At 58.6% G+C, this 22,781-nt stretch carries 24 protein-coding genes; 6 read left to right on the forward strand and 18 right to left on the reverse strand.

Translation table 11 applies throughout. From position 1 onward, the window contains the following. Nucleotides 1-6: 6 nt before the first annotated feature. The gene (locus QF039_RS08805; RefSeq protein ID WP_307517497.1) at nucleotides 7-735 is read left to right on the forward strand and encodes an SDR family oxidoreductase; all 729 of its coding nucleotides are present in this window, start codon (nucleotides 7-9) and stop codon (nucleotides 733-735) included. A 170-nt stretch (nucleotides 736-905) separates the two neighbouring features. On the opposite strand, the gene QF039_RS08810 is transcribed toward QF039_RS08805, so the two are convergent. The 8 genes from QF039_RS08810 to QF039_RS08845 form a co-directional block, all read right to left on the reverse strand. Beyond that, nucleotides 906-1,799: a LysR family transcriptional regulator gene (locus QF039_RS08810; RefSeq protein ID WP_003209726.1), complete on the reverse strand. Its 894-nt coding sequence runs from the start codon at nucleotides 1,797-1,799 to the stop codon at nucleotides 906-908. An 81-nt stretch (nucleotides 1,800-1,880) separates the two neighbouring features. Continuing rightward, nucleotides 1,881-2,933: an alpha/beta hydrolase gene (locus tag QF039_RS08815; protein ID WP_307517500.1), complete on the reverse strand. Its 1,053-nt coding sequence runs from the start codon at nucleotides 2,931-2,933 to the stop codon at nucleotides 1,881-1,883. Nucleotides 2,934-2,980: 47 nt separating this feature from the next. Continuing rightward, on the reverse strand, nucleotides 2,981-3,925 hold the full coding sequence (locus QF039_RS08820; RefSeq protein ID WP_258348549.1) for an alpha/beta fold hydrolase: 945 nt from the start codon (nucleotides 3,923-3,925) through the stop codon (nucleotides 2,981-2,983). Between the two features lie 121 nt (nucleotides 3,926-4,046). Continuing rightward, on the reverse strand, nucleotides 4,047-4,820 hold the full coding sequence (locus QF039_RS08825) for a carboxymuconolactone decarboxylase family protein (RefSeq protein WP_177019868.1): 774 nt from the start codon (nucleotides 4,818-4,820) through the stop codon (nucleotides 4,047-4,049). Between the two features lie 228 nt (nucleotides 4,821-5,048). Next, entirely contained in the window at nucleotides 5,049-5,516 is a 468-nt protein-coding gene (locus tag QF039_RS08830) for a cupin domain-containing protein (protein ID WP_307517503.1), read from the reverse strand. Between the two features lie 62 nt (nucleotides 5,517-5,578). Then, nucleotides 5,579-6,571: an aldo/keto reductase gene (locus tag QF039_RS08835; RefSeq protein ID WP_307517505.1), complete on the reverse strand. Its 993-nt coding sequence runs from the start codon at nucleotides 6,569-6,571 to the stop codon at nucleotides 5,579-5,581. A gap of 24 nt (nucleotides 6,572-6,595) precedes the next feature. Continuing rightward, on the reverse strand, nucleotides 6,596-7,186 hold the full coding sequence (locus QF039_RS08840) for a flavodoxin (RefSeq protein ID WP_102605912.1): 591 nt from the start codon (nucleotides 7,184-7,186) through the stop codon (nucleotides 6,596-6,598). Further along, complete coding sequence (locus tag QF039_RS08845; protein ID WP_003209745.1) at nucleotides 7,183-8,172, reverse strand: aldo/keto reductase; 990 nt, start codon at nucleotides 8,170-8,172, stop codon at nucleotides 7,183-7,185. The genes QF039_RS08840 and QF039_RS08845 overlap by 4 nt, the downstream gene beginning before the upstream one ends. A 368-nt stretch (nucleotides 8,173-8,540) precedes the next feature. On the opposite strand from QF039_RS08845, the gene QF039_RS08850 reads away from it, so the two are divergent. Next, nucleotides 8,541-8,840: a hypothetical protein gene (locus QF039_RS08850; protein WP_017475289.1), complete on the forward strand. Its 300-nt coding sequence runs from the start codon at nucleotides 8,541-8,543 to the stop codon at nucleotides 8,838-8,840. 225 nt (nucleotides 8,841-9,065) lie between these two features. On the opposite strand, the gene QF039_RS08855 is transcribed toward QF039_RS08850, so the two are convergent. After that, on the reverse strand, nucleotides 9,066-9,842 hold the full coding sequence (locus QF039_RS08855) for a nucleotidyltransferase domain-containing protein (protein WP_307517510.1): 777 nt from the start codon (nucleotides 9,840-9,842) through the stop codon (nucleotides 9,066-9,068). 47 nt (nucleotides 9,843-9,889) lie between these two features. Further along, entirely contained in the window at nucleotides 9,890-10,024 is a 135-nt protein-coding gene (locus QF039_RS08860) for a DUF6691 family protein (protein WP_373461977.1), read from the reverse strand. 322 nt (nucleotides 10,025-10,346) lie between these two features. Here QF039_RS08860 and yiaY point away from each other — a divergent pair, with 322 nt between their 5' ends. Then, nucleotides 10,347-11,495: an L-threonine dehydrogenase gene (yiaY, locus tag QF039_RS08865; protein WP_076016933.1), complete on the forward strand. Its 1,149-nt coding sequence runs from the start codon at nucleotides 10,347-10,349 to the stop codon at nucleotides 11,493-11,495. 244 nt (nucleotides 11,496-11,739) lie between these two features. Here the strand turns inward: yiaY and QF039_RS08870 are convergent, their stop codons facing one another. The 4 genes from QF039_RS08870 to QF039_RS08885 form a co-directional block, all read right to left on the reverse strand. Then, nucleotides 11,740-12,564 carry a deaminase gene (locus tag QF039_RS08870; RefSeq protein WP_307517513.1) on the reverse strand — a complete coding sequence of 275 codons (825 nt, stop codon included), beginning with the start codon at nucleotides 12,562-12,564 and terminating at the stop codon, nucleotides 11,740-11,742. Nucleotides 12,565-12,799: 235 nt separating this feature from the next. Further along, nucleotides 12,800-13,501, reverse strand: coding sequence for a hypothetical protein (locus QF039_RS08875; RefSeq protein ID WP_307517515.1), 702 nt, complete (start codon nucleotides 13,499-13,501; stop codon nucleotides 12,800-12,802). A gap of 256 nt (nucleotides 13,502-13,757) precedes the next feature. Then, nucleotides 13,758-14,087, reverse strand: a complete 330-nt coding sequence (locus QF039_RS08880; protein ID WP_307517517.1) for a DUF6124 family protein — start codon at nucleotides 14,085-14,087, stop codon at nucleotides 13,758-13,760. A gap of 359 nt (nucleotides 14,088-14,446) precedes the next feature. Then, nucleotides 14,447-15,673 carry an MFS transporter gene (locus QF039_RS08885; protein WP_003209751.1) on the reverse strand — a complete coding sequence of 409 codons (1,227 nt, stop codon included), beginning with the start codon at nucleotides 15,671-15,673 and terminating at the stop codon, nucleotides 14,447-14,449. Between the two features lie 354 nt (nucleotides 15,674-16,027). On the opposite strand from QF039_RS08885, the gene QF039_RS08890 reads away from it, so the two are divergent. Then, nucleotides 16,028-16,723, forward strand: a complete 696-nt coding sequence (locus tag QF039_RS08890) for a hypothetical protein (RefSeq protein WP_307517519.1) — start codon at nucleotides 16,028-16,030, stop codon at nucleotides 16,721-16,723. A gap of 246 nt (nucleotides 16,724-16,969) precedes the next feature. Next, nucleotides 16,970-18,229 carry a serine hydrolase gene (locus tag QF039_RS08895; protein ID WP_307517521.1) on the forward strand — a complete coding sequence of 420 codons (1,260 nt, stop codon included), beginning with the start codon at nucleotides 16,970-16,972 and terminating at the stop codon, nucleotides 18,227-18,229. Nucleotides 18,230-18,900: 671 nt separating this feature from the next. Here the strand turns inward: QF039_RS08895 and QF039_RS08905 are convergent. From QF039_RS08905 to QF039_RS08915, 3 genes are all read right to left on the reverse strand, one after another. Beyond that, a complete protein-coding gene (locus QF039_RS08905; RefSeq protein WP_214498938.1) occupies nucleotides 18,901-19,710 on the reverse strand; it encodes an AraC family transcriptional regulator in 810 nt (269 codons plus the stop codon). Between the two features lie 5 nt (nucleotides 19,711-19,715). Continuing rightward, nucleotides 19,716-20,255, reverse strand: coding sequence for a kinase inhibitor (locus QF039_RS08910; protein ID WP_003215583.1), 540 nt, complete (start codon nucleotides 20,253-20,255; stop codon nucleotides 19,716-19,718). A 101-nt stretch (nucleotides 20,256-20,356) separates the two neighbouring features. Then, on the reverse strand, nucleotides 20,357-21,220 hold the full coding sequence (locus QF039_RS08915) for a LysR family transcriptional regulator (protein WP_177019879.1): 864 nt from the start codon (nucleotides 21,218-21,220) through the stop codon (nucleotides 20,357-20,359). A 114-nt stretch (nucleotides 21,221-21,334) separates the two neighbouring features. Here QF039_RS08915 and QF039_RS08920 point away from each other — a divergent pair, with 114 nt between their 5' ends. Continuing rightward, entirely contained in the window at nucleotides 21,335-21,943 is a 609-nt protein-coding gene (locus tag QF039_RS08920) for a LysE family translocator (RefSeq protein ID WP_087694681.1), read from the forward strand. Nucleotides 21,944-21,960: 17 nt separating this feature from the next. Here the strand turns inward: QF039_RS08920 and QF039_RS08925 are convergent, their stop codons facing one another. Then, nucleotides 21,961-22,533: a helix-turn-helix domain-containing protein gene (locus tag QF039_RS08925; RefSeq protein ID WP_008434733.1), complete on the reverse strand. Its 573-nt coding sequence runs from the start codon at nucleotides 22,531-22,533 to the stop codon at nucleotides 21,961-21,963. Between the last annotated feature and the right edge of the window lie 248 nt (nucleotides 22,534-22,781).

Raw genomic sequence — 22,781 nt, forward strand, 5'->3', positions numbered from 1 at the left:
ACCACGATGACTATCAAACGACAGGCGCTCATCACCGGCGCCAATAAAGGCATTGGGCTGGCGATTGCCAAGGGACTTGCCGAGGCAGGGTTCTTTGTTTGGATAGGTGCACGCGATCAGCACCGAGGCGAGCAGGCCGTCGCCCAGTTACGTGATGCCGGGCTCGATGCAGGCCTCTTGGAACTGGACGTTGCGGTCGAAGACAGTGTGTACCGAGCCGCAGCGATGCTGTCTGAGCAAATAGGTGCACTTGATGTCCTGATCAACAATGCCGGGATTGCGGCCGACATGACCAAGGCACCCAGTGAGGTGCGAATGCAGGACATGAAAGCTGTTTACGAGGTCAATCTGTTTGGTCCGGTGCGCGTCACCCAAGCTTTCCTGCCCTTGCTGAAAAATGCCGCCCACGCCCGGATCGTCATGATGAGCAGCGGCGTCGGTTCGCTCACGTTGATAACAGATCCGACATCGATCTACTCGACCGTCAACCTTCTCGATTACACCTCGTCAAAAGTGGCACTGAATGCCGTAACGGTCTCCTTTGCGAAAGAGCTTGAGCCGCTGCGAATCAAAGTGAATGCCGTCGAGCCTGGGCATGTGCGGACCGATCTTAATGGCAACTCGGGCGTATTGACGCCTGAAGAAGGGGCGCAAATAGTCATCAAGATGTCGCTGCTGGGTCCCGATGGTCCAACCGGTGGCTTTTTTGGAAGTCACGGTAGACAGCCCTGGTAGTCAGATGAAAGCCAGCGCGCGCGATGCCCAAGGGATTCGACTGTCCGCTGCTGGCCGAAAGTGGTCATCGACAGCTTTTCGTTGCTCACGCTGCACAACGCATTCACAAGAAATCACTGACCTGGAACGGTTTATCAGTCGCGAAAATCGATTCATAGAAGGTCGATGACTCAGCTCTTGTAGAGTAACGCCTCAACTACAACCCCAAACGCTGACGAATGTTCACGGCGATTGGGGTAGTAGAGATGGTAACCGGCAAAGGGTTGGCACCAATCTTCCAACACCCGCACAAGGCTACCGTCGGCAAGCTCCTTCGCCACCATGTCCTCTGGCAGGAAGGCCAAGCCACATCCCGCCACGGCCGCACGCAAAATTGGCACGCTGCTGTTGAATGTCCATTGGCCTTCGACGCGGGCCTTGAGTTCGTGGCCATCCTTTTCGAAATCCCATTGCATCAGGCTGCCGTGAGTCGGCAGGCGCAGGTTGATGCAGTTGTGCGCCGCCAGATCTCTCGGTTCCATCGGGTAAGGCCGCTGCTGGAAATACTGCGGTGAGCCGACAACGGCGATGCGTAACGATGGCCCGATCGGCACGGCGATCATGTCCTTGGCCACCTGATCACCCAGTCGAACACCAGCGTCATAGCGCTGCGCGACGATGTCGGCGAGGGCGTAATCGACGGTGATTTCGACCTTGATGTCCGGGTAGTCGGGCAGCACCTTCAGCAGCTTCGGCCAGAGAATATTGTTCGCCGCATGCTCGGACGCCTGAATCCGCACATTGCCGGCGGGGGTATCGCGAAACTCGCTGACGGCAGCCAGTTCCAGTTCAATTTCTTCAAAGCGCGGCGCCATCGCTTGATACAGGCGTTGGCCCGCCTCCGTTGGTGAAACACTGCGCGTAGTCCGCGTCAGCAAGCGCACGCCCAGCCGGGTTTCCAGTGCCCGCAGAGTGTGGCTCAGCGCTGACTGCGAAACGCCCAGTTGCGCGGCAGCACGGGTAAAACTGCCTTCGCGGGTGATGACCACGAAGGCTTGCAGGTCGTTGAGATTGGGGCGGGACATTGATGAGAACCTCTCATGAGGAGCGCGTGATTATTCCATGAAAGCAGGTCGCGCACGGATGTGCGACCCTTGGCGCGCTGATCACAAGGTGCGTGCGTAAAAATCCGTCAGTTTGCCGATCGCCGCATCGACATAACGCGGCACCCAGTAGGTTTCAATGTGGGTGGCGCCATCGATGATGAACACTTCCTTGTCGGTGGTGCCGGCGGCTTTGGGAAACGCATCCTGAGTCATGTACAGGCTGTCGGCCTTGCTGCCGGCGATCATCAGCAACGGTTGATTGATCAACTCGATATGGTCGGTGGCGTCGAAACGCATCAGGTCAATAAGGCTGCTGGTGGTGTATTTGAAGGTCGAGTTCGGGTGCGCGTGGGTTTTCCAGTAGTACTCATAACCTTGGCGATACAGTTCGAAAGGCAGTTTGGCAATCTGCTCATCGGTGAGGTTGGCATCCCCCGAATACAGCACCGCGCCCCGCGCTGCTTCTTGCGCGCGGGCTGCTGATGCCTGTTGCAAACGTTGCTGGATGCTGTCCATTTGCGAGTCGTTGTAGCCGTTGCGGCGTACTCGACCCGAGTTGAACATGCTCACCGTCGCCAGGGATTTGAAGCGTTTGTCGGTTTGCGCCGCCGCCAACGAATAACCACCGCCGCCACAAATGCCGAGCAGGCCCAGACGATTGTCATCCACGCCAGCGAACTGGCTGATGAAATCGGCCATGCCGTGAATGTCTTCGATGCGATACGCCGGTTTATCGATGCTGCGCGGCTGACCACCGCTGGCGCCCTGATAGGCCGCATCGGCCGTGATGGTGATGTAGCCCTGTTCGGCGAGGCGCTGGGCATACAGACCGGCGACTTGCTCTTTTACGCCGCCATTCGGATGCGCAATCACCACGGTCGGGTAGGTCTTCTTCGCGTCGTAGTTGGCAGGCGTGTAGACGTTGGCGGCGATGTCCAGACCGTTGAGCTTATAGCTGACCGGGTGGATGTTGACCTTGCCCGGTTCGTTGCGGGTGATCGCGCCGTCGTAGGCGAGGGTGAACGGGTTCTTTTTGTAGTCAGCGGCCAAGGCTTCGCCTGCCGAGAGGCCGACCAATGCCGACATGAACGTGGCTTTGAGGGTGTTCTTCACGTGAAGCTCCTGAGCAAAAAAGGGCAGCAGTTGCAAAAGTGTTTGGGTCAGTCCAGCTGTTTTTCTTTGAGGAACTGCGCGACCAGGTCAGCGATCTGCACGTTGTTCAGATCCGACATGGGGAAATGGGTATTGCCGTGAATGCCAATCTCCGGCAGGTGTATCAGTCGCACATCACCGCCATGGCGATTGACCGCGTCACGCCAGAGCCGGGCCATTTTCAGACGTGCGCGCCAACTGTCCTGAGCGGGCAGATCGACTGCCTGTTCCGGGATGTTGTCGCCGTACAGGATCAGAATTGGAATGCGCGTCAATGCCATGAATTGCTCCATCGGCACCGCTGCGCCTTGCACCGTGTCGAACGCGCTGGGGATCGGCGCCGGCACTTCACCGTCAGCAAACACGAAACTGCTGCCCGGCTCGAACGCCACGATGGCTTTGACCTTGTCGTTCTTGATCGCCGTCAACCAGCCCGGCCCGCCACCCTGAGAATGGGTAAACAGGATGCCGGGGCCGATTTTGTCGAACAGCGCCGACACACCATCGGAGACCACGCCCATGTCAAACGGCCCGGTGTTCGGCGTCATTGCCCTGAAAAACTGCTCACGAGTCTGGGCGTCCTGTGCCACTTGCACGCCGTTGAAGTAGCGGGGCCAAAGACCGATGCGGAACTGGTTGAACCACAGTTGTTCGTCCGGCACTGGCTTGATGGTGGTCTCGACCATGCTGCGCCCGGCATCACCACGCCGGGGCTGATCGATCAGATAGACGCCGTAGTGGCGGCGCAGAAAGATGTTCTGAAAACCCTCGCGACCATCGGCGGTGGTTTCCCAGGTCTTGGAAAACTGACCTGCGCCGTGCCACATGACGATGGGCAGTTTTCGCGCGTCCACCGGGATTTGATAGAAGGCGTAGGCGTGGTCACCGTGGTAGGTCTGGCCGTTGAGCGTCATCGGTTGGCGCGGGTTGAAGGTGCCCGGTGCCGTGGTCATCGTTCCGCCGGCGGCGAAGCTGCCTTGTTTCTGGATCAGCAGCGGGCCTTCGGAGTGGTTCGCGCAGGCCGCCAACAGGCTCAACAGCGTGACGCTCAGCAAATGTTTTGCAGTTCTCATATCATTTCCTCGACGACGTGAGGGCTTGGGCCAGCGCTGCGTTGGCCCGCTCGGCAGTCTGTGCATCGCCATGCTTTTTCAGCAGCTCGGTGACTTGGTGCAACTGTGCCGCGCTGAGACCGACGCGCAGGCTCGCCGCCATGTGCGAGCGCAACTGAGGCTCGACCCCCGGCGTCGCTGCCAGCGCACCGACAGTCGCCAGTTCGCGACTTTGCCAGTCGAGGTTGTCGCGCTCGAAGATGTCGCCGAACAGGTGGGTTTGCAGGAAGCGGTTGATCACTGGGGCGAACTCGAACACCGGGCCTTTGACCGGGGCGCCGGAGATCTTGGTTTGATTCGCCGTGCCCGCGGCCAGCAGCTCATCCCCGACCGGAATCGCCCGGCTCGGCTCACGCCCCGGCGCATCGTCAAGGCCGCGTTGTTTGCGCGCCTGCACCACGGCCATCAATTCATTCAAGGCGTTGAGGCTGCGCGGGAAGCCGACGTAGGCGTAGAGCTGCACGAGAACCTCGCGGGTTTCGCTAATGGTCAGGCCGGCATCAAGCCCTTGGTTGAGCGCCGTGTTGAGGTTGGGCATGTCGCTGGTCGCCATGAACGCCGCGATCAGTGGAATGGCTTGTTGCTGGCTCGACAAGCTGGCTGCGCTGTCGGGTGTGCTGGTCATGGTGGGCGAAGCCTCGGCTGCTTGAGTGGTGACGCTGAACATCGCCCCGACGCTCAGGCAGAGCGCCATGAGTGTGGGGAGGGCAGTGCTGTTGCGAGTGTCAGTGATCATCGTGAAGGCTCCATCCATTGCGGGACGCTGCGGTGTCGCTGGATCGTAAGGAGGATGGTTGTGGCGATTAACCCCGAAATAGCGCATGGACTCCTGAGCAGAACTCATGAGTCGACGTTGCAATAACTACTGGAATCCCGGTGCTGGCCTTTTGTTACGGGGCCTTGAGGTTGCGTGGGGGGGGGCCGCGAACGTGCCGGTCGAGCAGCTTCGACACATTCCGTAACTTTATTGGCCGGCGTATTGCGCCTCCGAGACCTGCTCCGCCCAGGTGACGGTCTTGCCATCCTCGGCTTCAGCGATGGCGATGTGGGTCATGCCGTTGCTGGCCGTGGCGCCGTGCCAGTGACGGGTGTTCGGTGGAATCCAGACAGTGTCGCCCGGATGGATCTCCTGACGCGCGCCACCCTCTTGCTGCACATAGCCGACGCCGGCAGTGACGATCAGCGTTTGCCCCAGCGGATGGGTGTGCCACGCCGTGCGTGCGCCCGGCTCGAAGGTCACTGTGCCGCCGCCGATGCGCGCCGGCGGTTCACCTTTGAAAAGGCCATCAACGCGTACCGTGCCGGTAAAGTTTTGCGCCGCGCCTTTGACCGAGGGTTGCGAGCCGTTCGGCGTAATGCGGATTTCGCTGGCGGCCTGGGACTCTGCCGCCATCAGTGACAAAGCAACGAGTGGCGCAATCAATCGGTTCATCGGATTAGTTCTCCGGTCAGACAGGGAAAGCGACGCCGCACATGGCGTCGCATAGGGCAGACTCAGAGTCCGGTCATTTTCAGTGCCGACTCCGGCAGACGTTCGCCGTGCACCCGAATCTGCGCCATCTGTTCGTTGATCACGCGCAGATCGTCGCCGGTCAATTGCAGCTCGACCGCGCCCAGGTTTTCTTTCAGGCGATGCTGTTTGGTCGTGCCCGGTATCGGCACAATCCACGGTTTCTGTGCGAGCAACCAGGCCAGTGCCACTTGCGCCGGCGTGGCGTGTTTGCGTTGCGCGACGGCTTTCACCACATCGACCAACGCCAGATTGGCCCTGCGCGCTTCAGGGGAAAAGCGCGGGACGAAATTGCGGAAATCGCTCGCGTCGAACTGCGTGTTCTCGTCGATCTGACCGGTGAGGAAACCGGCGCCCAGCGGGCTGAACGGTACGAAGCCGATCCCCAGTTCTTCCAGCACGGCTAGCAGTTCCAGCTCCGGGCCACGCCAGAAGAGCGAATATTCGCTTTGCACTGCCGTGACCGGTTGCACCTTGTGGGCCCGGCGAATGGTTTCCACACCCGCTTCAGAAAGGCCGAAATGCTTGACCTTGCCCTCGGCGATCAGATCCTTGACGGTGCCTGCCACGTCTTCGATGGGCACCTGAGGATCAACGCGGTGCTGATAAAACAGGTCGATGCAATCGGTACGCAGACGCTTCAACGCCGTTTCGGCCACGGCGCGTATATGCTCCGGGCGGCTGTCGGTGCCGCCGCCACGTGCGCCGGTGATCAGGTCGATATCGAAGCCGAACTTGGTGGCGATGACGACCTGCTCGCGGATCGGCTGCAAGGCCTCGCCCAGCAGCTCTTCATTGGCGAACGGGCCATATGCTTCAGCGGTGTCGAACAAGGTGACGCCTTGCTCGTGGGCCGAACGAATCAGCTTGATCATGCTGGCTTGGTCGGCTGCCGGCCCGTAGGCCGACGTCATGCTCATGCAGCCAAGACCCAAGGCGGACACTTCCAGGCCATTACCCAACGTGCGGATTTTCATGGAGTTACTCCGTACAGAATTCGATTAGTGCGTGAGAGGGTGATCTTTCAGCCAGCCGTTCACGCGTTCCATGGTCTTGCGCTCCTGCTCACCCTCCATCACAAAACCTTCCAGCACTTTGGCCTTCGGCGCATGCTTGACCAGCACACGGCGGCTGTTGCCCAGGCCATATCCACCATGGGTGTTGAAGGGGATGAGGGTCTTGCCGGTCAGATCGTGGGCGCTGAGGAATGCGCGCACGATCGGCGGGGCGGTTTCACCCCAGATCGGAAAGCCGAGATAGATCGTGTCGTAGTCGCTGAGGGCGTGAACCGTGTTTTGCAGCTCGGGTTCGAAGCCACTGTCACGTTCCTGGCGCGCCTGTTCCACGGTTTGCAGATAGTCCTCGGGGTAGGCGTGGGCGGGGCGAATCTCGAACAGATCGGCACCCAGTCCACGCTGGATCAGCCCGGCGACCACGCGGGTATTGCCCGAGCGCGAGAAATACGCGACCAGAATCCGCGAGCCCGAACGCGGTGTTTCACTGGCGCCTTGCGCGTCGGCGAGCGACAGCAGCGGGGCGCTGGCCAGTGCGGCGATGACCGTGCGCCGCAGCGGATCGTGATCGGTACTCATCGACCGACGCGCGCCTTGAGAGCCTCGGGATAGCGCTCGCCTTCGATGCGGATCTGCGCCAGCGCGGTATCAATGGCCTTGAGTTCGGCAGCGTCGAGGGTGATGTTCGCGCCGCCGAGGTTTTCTTCCAGGCGATGCAGTTTGGTCGTGCCCGGAATCGGCACAATCCACGGTGCCTGCGCGAGCAGCCAGGCCAGCGCGATCTGGGCCGGTGTCGCTTGTTTCTGCGCAGCAATCTGACGGATCAACACCACCAGACCCTGATTTGCCTGCAGCGCCGACTGGCTGAAACGCGGGACGATGCTGCGGAAGTCGTCACTGCCATAAGTGGAATCGGCCGACACCGTGCCGGTGAGAAAGCCTTTACCCAATGGACTGAACGGTACGAAGCCGATGCCCAGCTCCCAAAGGGTCGGCAGGATTTCCAGCTCAGGCTCGCGCCACCACAGCGAGTATTCGCTTTGCAGCGCCGTGACCGGCTGTACCGCATGGGCGCGACGAATGGTTTGCGCGCCTGCCTCCGACAGGCCGAAGTGCTTGACCTTTCCTTCGCTAATCAGGTCTTTCACCGCCCCGGCAACGTCCTCAATCGGCACGTCCGGATCGACGCGGTGTTGGTAGAGCAAATCGATGTAATCGGTCTTCAGTCGACGCAACGAACCCTCGACGGCTATTCGAATACGTTCGGGCCGGCTGTCCAGAGCCTGTTTTGTATTGTCGGTGCCGACGGCGAAGCCGAATTTTGTAGCGATCACAACCTGGTCGCGAACTGGCGCCAGCGCCTCGCCGACTACTTGCTCATTGATATAGGGGCCGTAGAATTCGGCGGTATCGAAGAATGTGACACCTCGTTCAACGGCTGAGCGGATCAGTGCGATGGCTTGTTCGGTATCCGTGGCCGGGCCATAGCCATGGCTCAGACCCATGCAGCCGAGGCCGAGGGCGGATACTTCGAGTGAACTGTTGCCGAGTGTGCGTTTGTGCATGTCGATCTCCCGTTGGGCGTGGGGAGACAGTAAGCGCGCTAACGACTGAGGACTAGACGGGTAAATCGGCAAGGCTTCATGAGGTTTGCTCATCAGTCCCGAAAGAGGGGCGGTGGCGAAGCTGGCAGTATCGGCCCGAGGAGGGGAGATCAAAGTTGATCCAGGCGCGGCCATTGGCATGTGGGACAGCAGGATCAGTCATGTGATTGCCCTTATCGGCTCGCACTGTCCGCCTTCAATCGTCAATTGGCCTGGTTCCAACCGGGACGTGCTTAACCACCATTAGCCCGGTTGAACTGCCAACGCGTGGAACGACCCGCTATGCCGGCAAGTCTACCTGTATCTACTCATAGGTAAGGTACAGCGCAATGGATAAGACAATCACCGTCGATCAACTAGAGACAACCGACCTTGGATCAATCAACGAAATATGGCTTGGCGAGACGCATACCCAGCTATGCCTATGGCGTGGCGAACAGGTCTTCACCCACGAGATGATGAGCGAGGGCACCCACGATCAGAATGTCCAACGCCTGTGCTTGCAGTTGGTCAACCCTGACGATCAAACCGCCGTAGCCAGCGTCGAGGTAATTGTGCGCGAACGGCTGAAAAAAATGGGGAAGGAGGGCGAGTTTTACCCCGCAGAGGAGGCTGATACTCATCAATAAGAAGAGGGGTATCGGTCATTCAGCGGAAGTTGATCCAAAGCCTGTTGTCGCTTGGAAGCGTATCTTCCGATGATGATCCAGGAACGCTTAGGATGACTCACTCAATTCAGTAACACCACGGAGCAGCCAACAGGTTATGGATATCGAATTTCGCGGTAATGGCATGCGTGATAACCCGTCTGTAGGTACATGAATCGCCCCTGATTTCATAGGCGCGTTATGGACTCAACCGGTTTGTGTAGCCATCCAGGTCAAAAAATGATGGAGCTGAGTCGTAAATTTCTTTGGCTTGGCATCCGGGTTTCTTGCCTGGGACAAGAAAAAAGAGATCTGCATTTTCATACTCGGGTAATGCTGAACAAACTGCTCGACAAGCTCTTCCAGTGTTTGCGGCCACATCAGGTCCTGTTCAGAGCGAAGCACTTGAGTTGACCGGATGAGTTTGCGCGAAGCTTCTCGCTGCAAGCGCAGCGATTGCGTCGGTGTGGTCGCCTGGTCGATAAGGTCGGCATACCGGGTCAGTACGGATTCAAAGTCACCATTCACGGCAATGGCGATATCGCGCGACGGCTTGAACCGGTCGAAGCGTTGGGTCAGATCATTGCCCCATAAGCAACGACAGTGATGCTTGAGCCAATACCCCCAGCTCATTCGATTGTCAGGTGCTAATACTTCAGCACGACTACCGATATCGAAATCGATCTTGGTGACTTCGGCATGCCGACTTTCCAGCGTGCGCCTTTTCGACTCCAGCATTTCCAGATCCTGCGACGTAGGTGGACTGTGCAGAATAAGGGTTAGGTCAAGGTCAGAAACCCCCGGCACGGCGTCGCCTCTAGCGACACTGCCATAAAGATAAATCCCGTCCAGCAAAGGTTCCGGCCGCGCGAGCGTCATGCAAACGTCCGTCAGCAAAGCCTGAAACTGTGGCTGCGTCTCGACGTTGGACACGGTGAGGATATAACCGTCCGCATCAATGCCACGAGGTTGGAGTCGCTCCATGAAGCCGTCCTTGAGTTGCGTTCAGTAAAAATCGGGGTCAAACCCCATCAAGACGTGCGCCGGCCTTCCAGGCTGGAAAACACATGCATACCCGCCAGCATCGCCACTACGAAGATGAGAATTTGCCAGCACCCGGTAAACAGAAGGGCGATCGCAGGCCCAGGGCAGATACCCGAGAACAAACACGCTGACGGACAGCCGGATCAGTTCCTGCACAGGAGAGTGGGTGAGGGCTGTTGATCAGCGAACCATCATAACCATCCGGGCGGGTCGGGGTCTGCGCAAGTCAGATTTTGCTGCCGCCCCCCATGGAATGGTGAAGCCCTGCTTCCAGTACTAAAGGAGGTGTCAATGCCCGCTAAAGGACCATTTCGGTCTGACGCCATAGGTTTAGGCTCAGCTTTGTGATCGTCAACGATGACAACAAGAGGCGCCGCATCACCTGCGAGATGAGTAGAAAACCTCACTGACTCCCGTGTCTCCATAATAAAAAGAGGATTTATCATGAGTAGCACCTTCTTCATTCCTTCCGTGAACATGATGGGCATTGGCAGCCTCGACGAGGCGATGCTCGCAATCCGCAAGTACGGATTCCGCAAAGCCTTGATCGTCACCGATGCCGGCCTGGCCAAAGCCGGCGTGGCGGCCAAGGTCGCCGGCCTGTTGGCCCAGCAAGACATCGACTCCACCCTGTTTGACGGCGCCAAACCGAATCCGACCGTCAGCAACGTGGAGAAGGGCCTGGAACTGCTGGCCCGCAGCGACTGTGATTTCATTATTTCCCTGGGCGGCGGTTCACCCCATGACTGCGCCAAGGGCATTGCCCTGTGCGCCGCCAACGGCGGGCACATCAGCGACTACGAAGGCGTGGACCAATCCGCCAAACCACAAATGCCACTGATCGCCATCAACACCACCGCCGGCACGGCGAGTGAAATGACGCGTTTCTGCATCATCACCGACGAAGTCCGCCACGTGAAAATGGCCATCGTCGACCGCAACGTCACCCCCCTGTTATCCGTCAACGACCCTTCGCTGATGGCCGCCATGCCCAAGGGCCTGACCGCCGCCACCGGCATGGACGCACTGACCCACGCCGTCGAAGCCTACGTGTCGACGGCGGCCACGCCGATCACCGATGCCTGTGCACTCAAAGCCATCGAATTGATCTCGGCCAACCTGCGCACCGCCGTTGCCCAGGGTGACAACATGACCGCCCGGGAAAACATGGCCTACGCGCAATTCCTTGCCGGCATGGCCTTCAACAATGCTTCGCTGGGTTACGTGCACGCCATGGCGCACCAACTGGGCGGTTTCTACGACCTGCCTCACGGCGTGTGCAACGCGATCCTGCTGCCCCATGTGTCGAGCTTCAACGCCAGCGTATGTCCGGCCCGGTTTAAGGATATCGCTCATGCGATGGGGGTTGAGACTCAGCAACTGGATGCGGAGAAGGGCGCTGCGGCGGCTATCACGGCCATCCGTAAACTGTCTGCGGATGTGGGGATTCCGAGTGGGCTTGTTGAGCTGGGTGTGAAGGCTGACGATATTCCGACCCTGGCAACCAATGCCATGAAAGATGCCTGCGGCTTTACCAATCCGCGTCCTGCCAATCAGGATGAGATTGAGCAGATTTTTCATACGGCGATGTGATTGATGTGAAGTGATGCTGGAGAGAACGCCCCGCCTTTGGTTGAAGTGCGGGGTGTTTTTGTTGGCTGACCGATAGGGTTGGAGTGGCTCACTGGCTGGCCGGCGGGCTGTCACGAGGGGCAACTGTCGGCCAAAAGCAGACCGTTCAGTAACGGTCTAACGTAAGCGCTCCATAAACCCCACCGAACATATGTCCTAGATGCAGGGTGAGATATCCGAGTTGAGTACAAGCTCCGCCTGAGTTCTACCCCGATCTGAGGCGGATCTGATACTGAAACTTCACAAGATAGTGCTCGTCTCCATAAGACGGGCCTGCCTTTGCTTCAAGAACTTTCGCCAACAAATACGCGTCTTGATGGCAAAAGATAACGATGTTCCCAATCAGTACTCGAGCTTGCGGCCCAAACTTAAAAATTCCCGGATCGTCGATTTCTGAAAATTCTCTCGCTTCCCTTGCTAGAGCAACATCGATACCTGCCGAACTGTACGCAAACGCTTGATTCTTCCCCGACCAAGACCAACGAATGGCCATGGTACGAGGGTCTGCCTCTGAAAACTGTATTGTAACGGTCTCAGGCTCGAGAACGTCGACCACCATTGTGCCGGTAGGACCAATGCTCTGGGAGAAGACGTGAACAAAGGGATCTATTGCTTCGATCGCGCTACGAAGATCTTTAGGAAAGTAAAGTAGTTCCACTCCATCGTCGCGCAGACTCCGCCAGCCCTGACGCAAGACTCTTGGGTTGGGGTCGGTATACCCAATGAAAACCCTGCGGATCCCTTCAGCAACGATCAAACTGGAACAGCAGGCTATCTTCTGCGTTTTCTTTACTTGAACACAGGGTTCTAGGGTGGTGTAGAGCACAGCCTGCCTTAGATCGATACCGTTTGCTTTAGCCTGATTAATTGCAGCCCGTTCTGCATGGCAGCCAGAGGTCTTGAAGCCTGTGGCAACAACTTTATTATCAACGACCAATACCGCTCCGACTTTGGTGCCCCCCGGACAATTACTCATCTCATGGATGGCCCGCTCCATAAACGCCCGGTGTTGCTGTAGGTCCGCTAGCATTTCACCTCTCCAGTAAGCTAGGCGCATCACGCGTTATGGCCACAATACTAGGCCATAACGGAGGTGGGAAAGGTATCTGAATCGCCACCGGTTTCGTAGTCACATTCAAGAGGCTGCTTTTGGCCGGGAGCAGCAGCTCCCAGCAATTCTCTTTGGTCGACTGTCGTCGCTCACGAGGGGCACCAGGGGCCAGTAGCTTCCAGGTGGGCGTCCGGAAAATCAGGGGCGATCCAATTCATGAATCATGTTTTTTTGATCGGTTGGTAATGTAGATGATAGATGTTGCAGCGAACTCAAGAAAAAACTCTGCTTCTGCTTTTGAAAGAACTGACTCGACTGTACCACCGTGCCTAACGAAATCTTTGTTACTCGCATACCCATAGGCTTGGGTGATCAAGCGCTCAATATCTGCATCGAGATTTGCTTTCTTGATGACCTTGCCGAGCGTTCCGTTGGGCTCGTTCATCAACACCATGAGGCTTGACTCAATAGAGCTGATAGACTCCTTTATAGAGTTTTCGAAGTCAGGCGTTGCTGAGTAAATGAAGTTCTTCGCCTTTAGCCATTGGGCACGAATTGGCGTCAATTCATCAGCCAAGGCTTCATTTGCCTTACTCCAGTTCCTAGATGATGGGGCGTGGCGTTGTCTCCGTTTGAGGTCGAGCAAAATGTCGGCATAGAGCTCCTGCACGTAAACGCGTCTGCTCGCATAAGTGCTCATTTCCTGGAGCTTGCAAAATGCCATGAAGACTTCGAGCGATTTGTGGGGATTGGGGTTCGCATATTTCGCATCTTCCAGATCAATTGTAACCTCTGGATAAAGCTCTCGATATTCGGCAGGCTGAACAGAGGTTCGTCCATCGGTGGCGTACGCGATCATTAACGTTTGTATCTCAATGATTTTTGCACCCAGTTCAATCGCTCGCTTGCTGTCCACAGATTACTCCTGGCTTCCTGATGAACGCGTTCCACCTAGTTTAGTCATGGGAAAGTGAGGGAGTAAGGAAGCTTACCTGTATTGATTGACGCATCCGAGCGGCTGCTTTGGCCGAAAGCCGACATTCAGCATAGCCGGAGAAAAGCAGTGCCTTGGCACGTGTGCCGTCGCTGAGCCGCTGTAGATGCCTACAACGCCCCAGCGGCTAATCGATTGCGTGCACTGAACGGTAAGTACTATTGGACTACGTCTGACTTCAGCTACACGGCACCTCCCGATCCATCAGCTTGCCCATCAACAGCACCCCCAACTCACTGAGTTGATGAATAGCCAACGCCACATCACGGTCTTTCCCGCTCAGCTCATCCGACAGATCAAGCAGCAACGCGCTGACCGAGGCAAAGGTTTCATAGCTATTGGTAATCAAACTTTCACTGCTGGCATCAGCAGCCACACTGAACAGCGCACCCGACGGCGGGGCGGTTTTGGCGGAGGAGGGATTGAGATAGTGATCCAAGGCGCGTTGCGCGGCTTGGTTGAGTTTCAGATCGGGAGTTCCCGGAGGATTCGGCGTTACCTTGAACATTGTTTGGATTCTCTATGTGGGCCGCCACCTTCTCGCTACTAAACGAATGGGGTGGCAGCTGTGCACAGGTTAGTAGACCGGGAATCCAAACAAAGACCGGCGCGCCCGAAGGCGCCCTGCGCACAGCCACCATCAAACACAGACAGAGACGTCTGATGGATGAAGCTCATGCACATTGCTCGGATAATCCAGGGCTACTAAACCCGATCACTGAGTTTTCAGCGACCGAGCAACCTTAGAGACGCCAACCCAGGTGCACAAGCCGGCGGATTCTGACGCAACTGTAGGCAATGGAGCAAGGTGCCGTGCTCACTGCCTCAAGCCACGGGACTGAAATCAATCAGTCCCGTTTTCCTTTCTCAGGCCGGCTGAGCCGCCAGGCTATTACTCACCTTGCGCCCCAACACCAGCACCGTCACAAACCCGGCGCCCACCAACGCGGTCGCCAAACTCAACAGCACCGACGTCCCCATCTTGTCGACGATCTGCCCGCCAAAGAACGAGCCCACGGCAATGATCACCTGGAACAACGCCACGAACAGCGGCATGCCCCGTTCCACATCCTTGGGCGCAACCACGAACATCCAGATGCTCGCGCACGCCGGGAAGGCACCGAAAGCAAAGCCCCACAGTGCGATCAGCATCACGGCGCCGCTCATGCCGGTGGCGAAGTAGGGGAACAGGGCGGTGCTGGTGCCGATCATCAGCGCCACCAGCAGCAAGGTGTGGCGCACGCTGCGGTTGGCGGCGAAGCCGGCGAAGACGTTGCCCATCACGCCGGCCACGCCGTAGAGCAGCAGCAGGGAGCCGATGGTCGGGCCGTCGAAGCCGGAGCTGTTTTTGAAGAACGGCGCGACGTAGGTGTACGCGGCAAAGTGTGCCAGGCCGATCAGCAGCACGGCGATCAAGCCAACCCGGGCTTGTGGGTTGATGAACAGGGCCGGCAGGTCGGCGATGCGAATGGCTTTTTCCGGTTCGAGGCGGGGCAGCAGGAACATCTGTGCCAGCAGTACCGGTATGCCCACCAGTGCGGTGACGAGGAAGGTCATGCGCCAGCCCATCAGGCCGCTCAGCCAGGTGCCGACGGGCACGCCGAGGACGGTGGCCAGGGTCACGCCCATCATGATGATCGAGGTGGCTTTCGCGACGCCCACGCCCTTGGGCGCAAGGCGGCCGCTGAGGGCGATGGCGGTGGCCCAGAAGCCGCCGATGCTGATGCCCAGCAGTACGCGGCCGAACAGCAGCAGGCTGAAGTCGCTGGCGTAGGCCACCACCATGTTGGCGATGATCATGATCAGGGTCAGGCCGATCAGCAGGTAGCGACGGTCCATGGCGCCAATGCCCACCGACAGCAACGGGGCGGCGAGGGCGGCCATGATGCCGGGCAGGGTGACCATCAGCCCGGCGTGGCCGGCGCTGATGCCGAGGTCGGCGGCGACGTCGTTGAGTACGCCTACCGGCAGGAACTCGCTGGTGACCAGGGCGAAGGCGCCCACGGCCACCGAGAGAATCGCCAGCCACTGCTGCAGGACGGTTTGTTGATTATGTTCGGGGAGGCCGCTAGGGGCCCGGCTTGCGCTTGGCATGGTGTCGGGTTCCGGGAGGAGATTTCGCCTGCGGACAGACGGGAGGGAGAAAGTGGAGGCGATTATAGGAATGGGTTTTGGTAAGCCATTAGGCGACCGGTTCGATAGTAATCATCAACCTCATCGATTAGACGGCCTGCTAAGCAGAGCCTTCGCTCTGACCTATAGCAATCATCGAGTAATGCAGGGAAACCCCAGAGAGAGTTGTGAACTGCGTGGCTTTCTAGCTCAGATGCTCGGAATGCCAGATCGACCGGGCGATTTTGCGGTATGAGTGTTTTTGATTAAAGGTTTCAACGCATCTGTCGATATTGGCTTGTTGGTGCTGCGCAAAATTATGATAGGGAGAGCTTTTTGAAAGCTGGAGATGTTGTCGGGCTATCGTCCAATATTATTATTAAAGTGGCGACACTTGATAACTGTACTCATGTTGCTATTGCAATAAATGAGTCTGAAGTAGTTGAAATTTTAACGAGTGGCCTGCGAAGGGTTAGCCTGGAGAAATGTGTTGAGGGTTGTAGTGGCGCTTTTTTGTATGAGCGGCCTGATAATTTGCCAAAGCTGGAGGCTGAGGTCCTAGAGAGTGAGTATAAAAGGCTTAAAGCTGATGAGGTGAAGTATTCCTTTCCTAGAATGCTTTACTCCGGATATCTGCCTATTTCACGTAATTTTTTCTATGGTGCCGCACTGGTTTGGTTAGTGCTTATGTATTTTCTCGGGGCTATAAACTACATGCCTCTTGCTGCAATGTTTTTGCTGTACCCTCTGACACTTTATCTTCTGCCGTATCTTCGCCCTAAAATCAAAGCGCTTGAGCGTTTCAGGTGTCTTAAGTGGTTTGTTAAGGATTTTTCGGGCGAGTTTTGCTCCAGCTTAGTAGTCTATCTTGATTCAAAAGCTGGAGGTACTATCTCTACCCAGATAAAAAGAAGTCACGAGCCGCGTCCCAATGATGTTGTTCGTGCATGTAAAGCACTTGATTATAAGGTGGTGTCACTGAAATCCGCGCGGCTGGCGGGGTCGGTAACGCGTATAGAAGATTGCTCATAGGGCAAAATAAGGGGGCGGGTCTATTTGATTAAAAACGATCTGTCCCCCTTTTTTGTCAGCAAATCACACAGCCAGTCCTGGCCTGTTAAACCCTCCGAAGCCCCCATGGCCCGACTCCGCGCGTAATCCGGCCCGATCCCGCGCGCCAGAAAAAATCCCCCGCTGCATCCTGAGCTTCGGCATGTCGGTTTTTGCTGATGTGCCGAAGCGTTTCAAGGCCGATCAAACAATAATAAAGAGGTGTTTATGCCCGTGCTTCATCGCGCTTCATCCCCGGTTGAACGCAGTGCGCTTCATGTGTTGGTGTGTGCGTCGACACTTGCGCTGTCGTTAACCGCCTGCGCGGCCACCCCGGATCCCGCGAAGCCTTATCCCCATGCACAGGAACCGATCGGCGACGTGCAGGCCATCTATGACGGCAGGCTCAGCGAGGACTTGGCCGTCACTACCTTCCGTAATACCGACCGGTTGTTCCCGACGCGCACGATCAAGGCGGGCGGCCATCCGTTCCCGTTACCCCGTAGCAGCCAGCCACTTGGGCCGGTTGCCTTTGACTACAAAGGCAAGCATTACAGCCTCGATGACTACGTGGCGATCAACTGGGTAACCGGGCTGTTGGTGCTCAAGGACGGCAAGATCGTCGATGAGCGTTATGAAAAAGGCAACACCGCCGACACCCGGTGGATGTCGATGTCGGTGGCCAAGTCCATCACTTCGACCCTCGTAGGCGCGGCGCTGCAGGACGGCGCCATCAAGAGCCTGGATGACAAGGTCACCCGTTATTTACCCGCGTTGGCCGGTAGCGGTTATGACCAGGTCACCGTGCGCCAGATCCTGTCGATGCGCTCCGGGATCAAGTGGAACGAGCAATACACGGACCCTACCTCGGACGAGCGCCACTTGATCAAACTGCGTAGTGAACAAGTGCCCGGGTCGCTCCTCAAGTTCATGGCCAGCCTGCCCACCGCCGCGCCGCCTGGCACTCGCACCAACTACAGCACCGGTGAAACTCAAGTGTTGGGGCAACTGGTGAGCGCTGCGGTGGGCAAGCCACTGACGCAATACCTGAGCGAGAAGATCTGGGCGCCTTACGGCATGCAAACCGATGCCAAGTGGTGGCTCGACGGCCTCAATGGCAATGAAGTGGGCGGCAGCGGTATCAGCGCGACGCTTGAGGATTACGGGCGTTTTGGGCAGTTCGTGCTTAGCGGTGGCAAGGCCGGTGGGCAGCAAGTGTTGCCTGAAGGCTGGTTGAGTTTTGCCAGCGCGACTACGGGTTCAGATGCGGCGTACGGTGACTTTGCGTCCATGTGGTGGCCAGGTTGGACCGACGCCTCCAAAGCGGATAAAGCCTTTACGGCGGCCGGTACGTTTGGTCAGTACCTCTACATCAATCCGACCAGGAATGTGGTGATTGTGGTGTGGCAGGCGCAGACCAAACCCACGGGTGGCAAGGTGATCGACGATATGTTTGCCTTTGATGCGGTTGCCAAAGCGCTTCAATAACCGCGAAGTACCTGTGGCGAGGGAGCTTGCTCCCGCTGGGGCGCGCAGCGGCCCCAAAAAAATGGGCCTGCTGCGCAGTCCAGCGGGAGCAAGCTCCCTCGCCACAGGTTATGGGCTACTCAGGTATTGTGTACCTCACATCGCCGCCCGCAACGAGCGCGGTGAAAGCCCGTAATGCGACTTAAACCTCACCGCAAATCAACAAGCCGTCGCATACGCCACACGCGTTGCAAATTTCCCCAATGGGAAATTTTCAGCCATTTAAAGATCACACCGTACCTGTGGCGAGGGAGCTTGCTCCCGCTGGGGCGCGCAGCGGCCCCAAAAAATGGGCCTGCTGCGCAGTCCAGCGGGAGCAAGCTCCCTCGCCACAGGTTATGGGCTACTCAGGTAGTGTGTACCTCACATCGCCGCCCGCAACGAGCGCGGCGAAAGCCCGTAATGCGACTTAAACCTCACCGCAAATCAACAAGCCGTCGCATACGCCACACGCGTTGCAAATTTCCCCGATGAGAAATTTTCAGCCATTCAAAGATCAACACCGTACCTGTGGCGAGGGAGCTTGCTCCCGCTGGGGCGCGCAGCGGCCCCAAAAAAATGGGCCTGCTGCGCAGTCCAGCGGGAGCAAGCTCCCTCGCCACAGGTTATGGGCTACTCAGGTAGTGTGTACTTCACATCGCCGCCCGCAACGAGCGCGGTGAAAGCCCATAATGTGACTTGAACCTCACCGCAAACCGCGACGCCGACGCATACCCGCACGCACTGGAAATCTCCCCGATGGAATCCCTGGAGGTTTGCAGCTGTTGCAACGCCGCCCCCAACCGAACATTTTCCAGGATGGCCCTGAAGCTCGCATCCTCATTGGCCAGTTGCCGACGCAACGTCGATTCCCCCAGATTCAGCTGCTGCGCAACCGTGGCAACGGTCCAGTCCCTGGACAGGTTGCTGCCGATCAACCGCTGCACGCGTTCACTCAAGGGGTCGTTGCGATCCATCAGCAACGGTCCCGCCTGGCCGGCCAGGCACAGGCAGAGCAACACGGCCTCGCCATAGTGGGTGCACAGGGCCGACGGGGCGCCGGTGCTCAGTGCGGTCAGCAGTTGGTCCCAGGCTTGTCGGGTCTGTTTGTCCAGGCGTACGCACAGGTCGGCATGCATGCTGCCCTTGAACTGCGCGCCATACCGGGCAACGAAGTTACGCAACACCGGCACCGGAAACGACACCACGTCGGCGATGTAGTCACCCTGGGCACCGGGAAAATTGGTCACCCCAAGCTCGCGGCCTGCCGGCAGTAGAATCAGGTGCTGTGGGCCGGCGCGCATTTCGCGCTCATCCCACTGCATCAGTTTTTGCCCCTGTCGCACGCGGCACAGGGCGCTCATGAAGACCGGCACGCGTTGCAGGGTATGGTGTTGCCGGGCCCTGATCACGCAGCTTTCGATGATGCTTTCCCGGTGCCGCAGACCTTCGTGAACATCCATCGTGACTAGCGTCCGTAAGGGGCCGTGATTGTGGCCTTGGCCAGGCTGTTGGCATTGAGCATGTAGCCGACCAGGGCGCCGCTGGATTGATTGTCGATCGGCAGGGTGTCGACTTTCAACGCCCACACGGTGAATTGATAGCGATGCGGTTTATCACCCACGGGCGGGCAGGCGCCGCCGAAGCCGGGTTGGCCGTAGTCCGTGCGGCCTTGCACCGCCCCGGCCGGCAGGTGGGTGCCCACATTGCTCGGCAGGCTGGAGACGGTGACAGGCAGGTTCACCACCGTCCAGTGCCACCAGCCGCTGCCGGTCGGGGCGTCGGGATCGTAGACGGTGATGGCGAAGCTTTTGGTGCCCGCCGGGGCGTTGGCCCAGGACAGGGCAGGGGAGGTGTTGCCGCCGCTGCAGCCGAAGCCGTTGAATTCCTGCAGGTGCGTCAGCGGGCGTTGGTCGGCAATGTCCGGGCTGTTGAGTGAGAAGCTGGCGGCGTGTCCGCTGGCGGCCATGATCAGGGTGATCGCGGGGGCAAGTGCTTTGAGTTTCATTGCGGTGATGTCCAGGCGTGGTTTGAGCCTTGATCCTAAACAGCGCGTAGGCACGGCACTGCGCCGAAGCGCTCGATGATTGTGCCGAAACGCTCTGCCCACTAAGGCTGAGCCCGCAGCGTCCGGATGATGAACGCATGCAGGCTATTGACCGCCTTGGACCCGCGGGACGCCCGGCTACGCAGAATCGAAACCTCCATGGGCTCAATGCTGCCCAAACCGTGCTCGTCACCGAGTACCTGAAGCGAATCCTGCACGGTGCATTGGGTGATCGCGGCAATCGCGAGCCCGCCCTCGACGGCGGCCACCTGGCCGGCAAGGCTGGAGCTGTTGTACACCACCTTGAATTCGCGGCCTTGCTGGGTGAGTGCGTTCACCGCATACCGCCGGGCGAGGCTTGCGCTTTCGTAGACGGCGATGGGGATCGGGTCGCGCCGCCACAGTTCGAACTGCGGTGAACCTACCCATACCATGGGCTCCTTGAACAGGAATGTGCCGCTTTGGGGCGAGTCCCGAGACACCAGCGCCAGGTCAAGATCGCCGCTGCGCAGCTGCGGGATCAGCGTGGTCGACTGTTCACAGGTCAGTTCGATTTCCACACCGGCGTAGCGCGGCGAATAGCGCTTGAGCAGCGGCGTGAGGTACCGGGCCGCGTAGTCTTCGGCAACGCCAAGGCGGATGCGCCCGGTCAGCTCTTCACCGTGAAACGCCGCCTGGGTTTCAGCGTGCAGGGCGAGCATGCGCCGGGCGTAGCTCAGCAGCGTCTGGCCATCGGCAGTCAATTGCAGGTGCCTCGGGCCGCGACTCAAGAGCTGTCGCCCAAGGGCGGCTTCGAGTTTCTTCATCTGCATGCTGACGGCGGACTGCGAGCGGTTGACCTCGTGGGCGGCGCCAGACAACGAGCCGGCATCCACCACGGCCACAAAGCATTTGAGCCAATCGAGTTGCAAATCGCTGGCGGGCATCGCGCTGACCTCTATTCGTTAATCGAATGGCTAAGGCCTGAATTATGCGCTTTTCATGGACGCTTGTTCACCCGCAACATTCTGCCTTGAACCAACACCTTCTGGATCGGATCCATGCCCTTTGATACCTGGTTGCTTTACCTGGTTACCTGCTTCGGCATCTCGGTGGTGCCAGGGCCCAATGCGTTATTGGCGCTGACCCACGGTGCGCTTCACGGCAGCCGCAAAACGCTGTTCACCATCAGCGGCGGCGTGCTCGGTTTTGCGATTGTGCTGGCGCTGTGTGCGTTGGGGTTGGGTGCGCTGATCCAGGCATCGGCCAGTTTGTTCACGGCCTTGAAGGTGGCGGGTGGGCTGTACCTGATCTGGCTGGGCTTCGGGCTGTGGCGGGCGGCACCGGTCAGCCTTGAGGCGACCGGCACTACCAGCTCGCGGAGCTGGCCGCTGTTCCGCCAGGGGCTGGTATCGGCGATCTCGAACCCCAAGGCCTTGCTGCTGTTCACCGCGTTTATTCCACCGTTCCTGGACCCGCACCGGAGCATCATCGCGCAGACGCTCACCATCGCCCTGACCTACGCCGTGGTGGAGTTCATCGTCGAGTACCTGGTGGCCAGCGCCGCGCACCGGGTACGGCCCTGGCTGGCGCGAACCGGGCGCCGATTCAACAAAGTCTGCGGCGGTTTTTTTGTGCTGTTCGGGTTGGCCCTGCCTATCCATGCCTGAGGGCACATCCCCGCGGCTTAGGGATGTTCGATCACCATCACCGCCGTGGTATCCGCCTCAAGTGCTTCGAACACATGGGGCGCATTCGCCAGGTAGCTGATGTAGTCGCCGGCGTGCAGCAGCACAGGCGCACCGGCCGGGCCGATATTCGCGCTGCCGCTGCACAGCAGCACGTGCTCGACGGTGCCGGCAGGGTGGGGCTGAGACAGGCGCGCTTCGCCCGGCTGTACCTTGAGCCGGTAGATATCGCGACGCACGCCCGCCGGGCAATCCGCAAGCAGTGTGGCCGCGTAGTGGCCGGTTTCGGTATAGGTGGTCAGGCCCTCGTTGGCGCGAATTACCCGCAGGTGTTGCTGGGGTTGTTCGAAGAACCGGGTCACCTGCAAGCCCATCGCCGTGGCCAACGACCACAGGGTCTCGATACTGGGGTTGCCGATGCCGGACTCCAGCTGGGACAAGGTCGACTTCGCCACGCCTGCGCGTTTTGCCAGTTCAGTCAATGAAAGCCCCGCAGCCTGTCGTTCGCGCTTGATCGACAGGGCCAGCAGGTCGATTCGGCTTGGATTGAGATTGTTCGTTATGTCGGTCATTTGTTCTTCAAATCATCCATAAATGGGTTGACGCTTTGTCGCCGGGTGTTCAGCATAGCAATCATTCGTTCATTATAAAAACCGAGTGTCGAATGATCTGGTGCGTGTTCCACCTCTGCGACTATTGGCCGTGGCTGCTCTGGCGGGCGCTCTCCTACGACCTTGAAGGGTGGCGCAGCCTGCTGGTGGCGACGCAGTTGGCGCAGCAACATTGCCGGGGGCTATTCTGCGGGCCGCTATGATTCCTT

The organism is Pseudomonas sp. W2I6 (genome assembly GCF_030815935.1).
Lineage (GTDB): Bacteria > Pseudomonadota > Gammaproteobacteria > Pseudomonadales > Pseudomonadaceae > Aquipseudomonas.

What these genes read in the sequence shown, in the direction of transcription:
- QF039_RS08895 (WP_307517521.1), top strand. Translation starts at nt 16,970, where the DNA reads ATGCCCGTGCTTCATCGCGCTTCATCCCCGGTTGAACGCAGTGCGCTT.
- QF039_RS08820 (WP_258348549.1), bottom strand. Translation starts at nt 3,925, where the DNA reads ATGACCACGGCACCGGGCACCTTCAACCCGCGCCAACCGATGACGCTC.
- QF039_RS08805 (WP_307517497.1), top strand. Translation starts at nt 7, where the DNA reads ATGACTATCAAACGACAGGCGCTCATCACCGGCGCCAATAAAGGCATT.
- QF039_RS08810 (WP_003209726.1), bottom strand. Translation starts at nt 1,799, where the DNA reads ATGTCCCGCCCCAATCTCAACGACCTGCAAGCCTTCGTGGTCATCACC.
- QF039_RS08910 (WP_003215583.1), bottom strand. Translation starts at nt 20,255, where the DNA reads ATGAAACTCAAAGCACTTGCCCCCGCGATCACCCTGATCATGGCCGCC.
- QF039_RS08845 (WP_003209745.1), bottom strand. Translation starts at nt 8,172, where the DNA reads ATGCACAAACGCACACTCGGCAACAGTTCACTCGAAGTATCCGCCCTC.
- QF039_RS08830 (WP_307517503.1), bottom strand. Translation starts at nt 5,516, where the DNA reads ATGAACCGATTGATTGCGCCACTCGTTGCTTTGTCACTGATGGCGGCA.
- QF039_RS08850 (WP_017475289.1), top strand. Translation starts at nt 8,541, where the DNA reads ATGGATAAGACAATCACCGTCGATCAACTAGAGACAACCGACCTTGGA.
- QF039_RS08905 (WP_214498938.1), bottom strand. Translation starts at nt 19,710, where the DNA reads ATGGATGTTCACGAAGGTCTGCGGCACCGGGAAAGCATCATCGAAAGC.
- QF039_RS08915 (WP_177019879.1), bottom strand. Translation starts at nt 21,220, where the DNA reads ATGCCCGCCAGCGATTTGCAACTCGATTGGCTCAAATGCTTTGTGGCC.
- QF039_RS08885 (WP_003209751.1), bottom strand. Translation starts at nt 15,673, where the DNA reads ATGCCAAGCGCAAGCCGGGCCCCTAGCGGCCTCCCCGAACATAATCAA.
- QF039_RS08925 (WP_008434733.1), bottom strand. Translation starts at nt 22,533, where the DNA reads ATGACCGACATAACGAACAATCTCAATCCAAGCCGAATCGACCTGCTG.
- QF039_RS08880 (WP_307517517.1), bottom strand. Translation starts at nt 14,087, where the DNA reads ATGTTCAAGGTAACGCCGAATCCTCCGGGAACTCCCGATCTGAAACTC.
- QF039_RS08855 (WP_307517510.1), bottom strand. Translation starts at nt 9,842, where the DNA reads ATGGAGCGACTCCAACCTCGTGGCATTGATGCGGACGGTTATATCCTC.
- QF039_RS08825 (WP_177019868.1), bottom strand. Translation starts at nt 4,820, where the DNA reads ATGATCACTGACACTCGCAACAGCACTGCCCTCCCCACACTCATGGCG.
- QF039_RS08870 (WP_307517513.1), bottom strand. Translation starts at nt 12,564, where the DNA reads ATGCTAGCGGACCTACAGCAACACCGGGCGTTTATGGAGCGGGCCATC.
- yiaY (WP_076016933.1), top strand. Translation starts at nt 10,347, where the DNA reads ATGAGTAGCACCTTCTTCATTCCTTCCGTGAACATGATGGGCATTGGC.
- QF039_RS08835 (WP_307517505.1), bottom strand. Translation starts at nt 6,571, where the DNA reads ATGAAAATCCGCACGTTGGGTAATGGCCTGGAAGTGTCCGCCTTGGGT.
- QF039_RS08840 (WP_102605912.1), bottom strand. Translation starts at nt 7,186, where the DNA reads ATGAGTACCGATCACGATCCGCTGCGGCGCACGGTCATCGCCGCACTG.
- QF039_RS08920 (WP_087694681.1), top strand. Translation starts at nt 21,335, where the DNA reads ATGCCCTTTGATACCTGGTTGCTTTACCTGGTTACCTGCTTCGGCATC.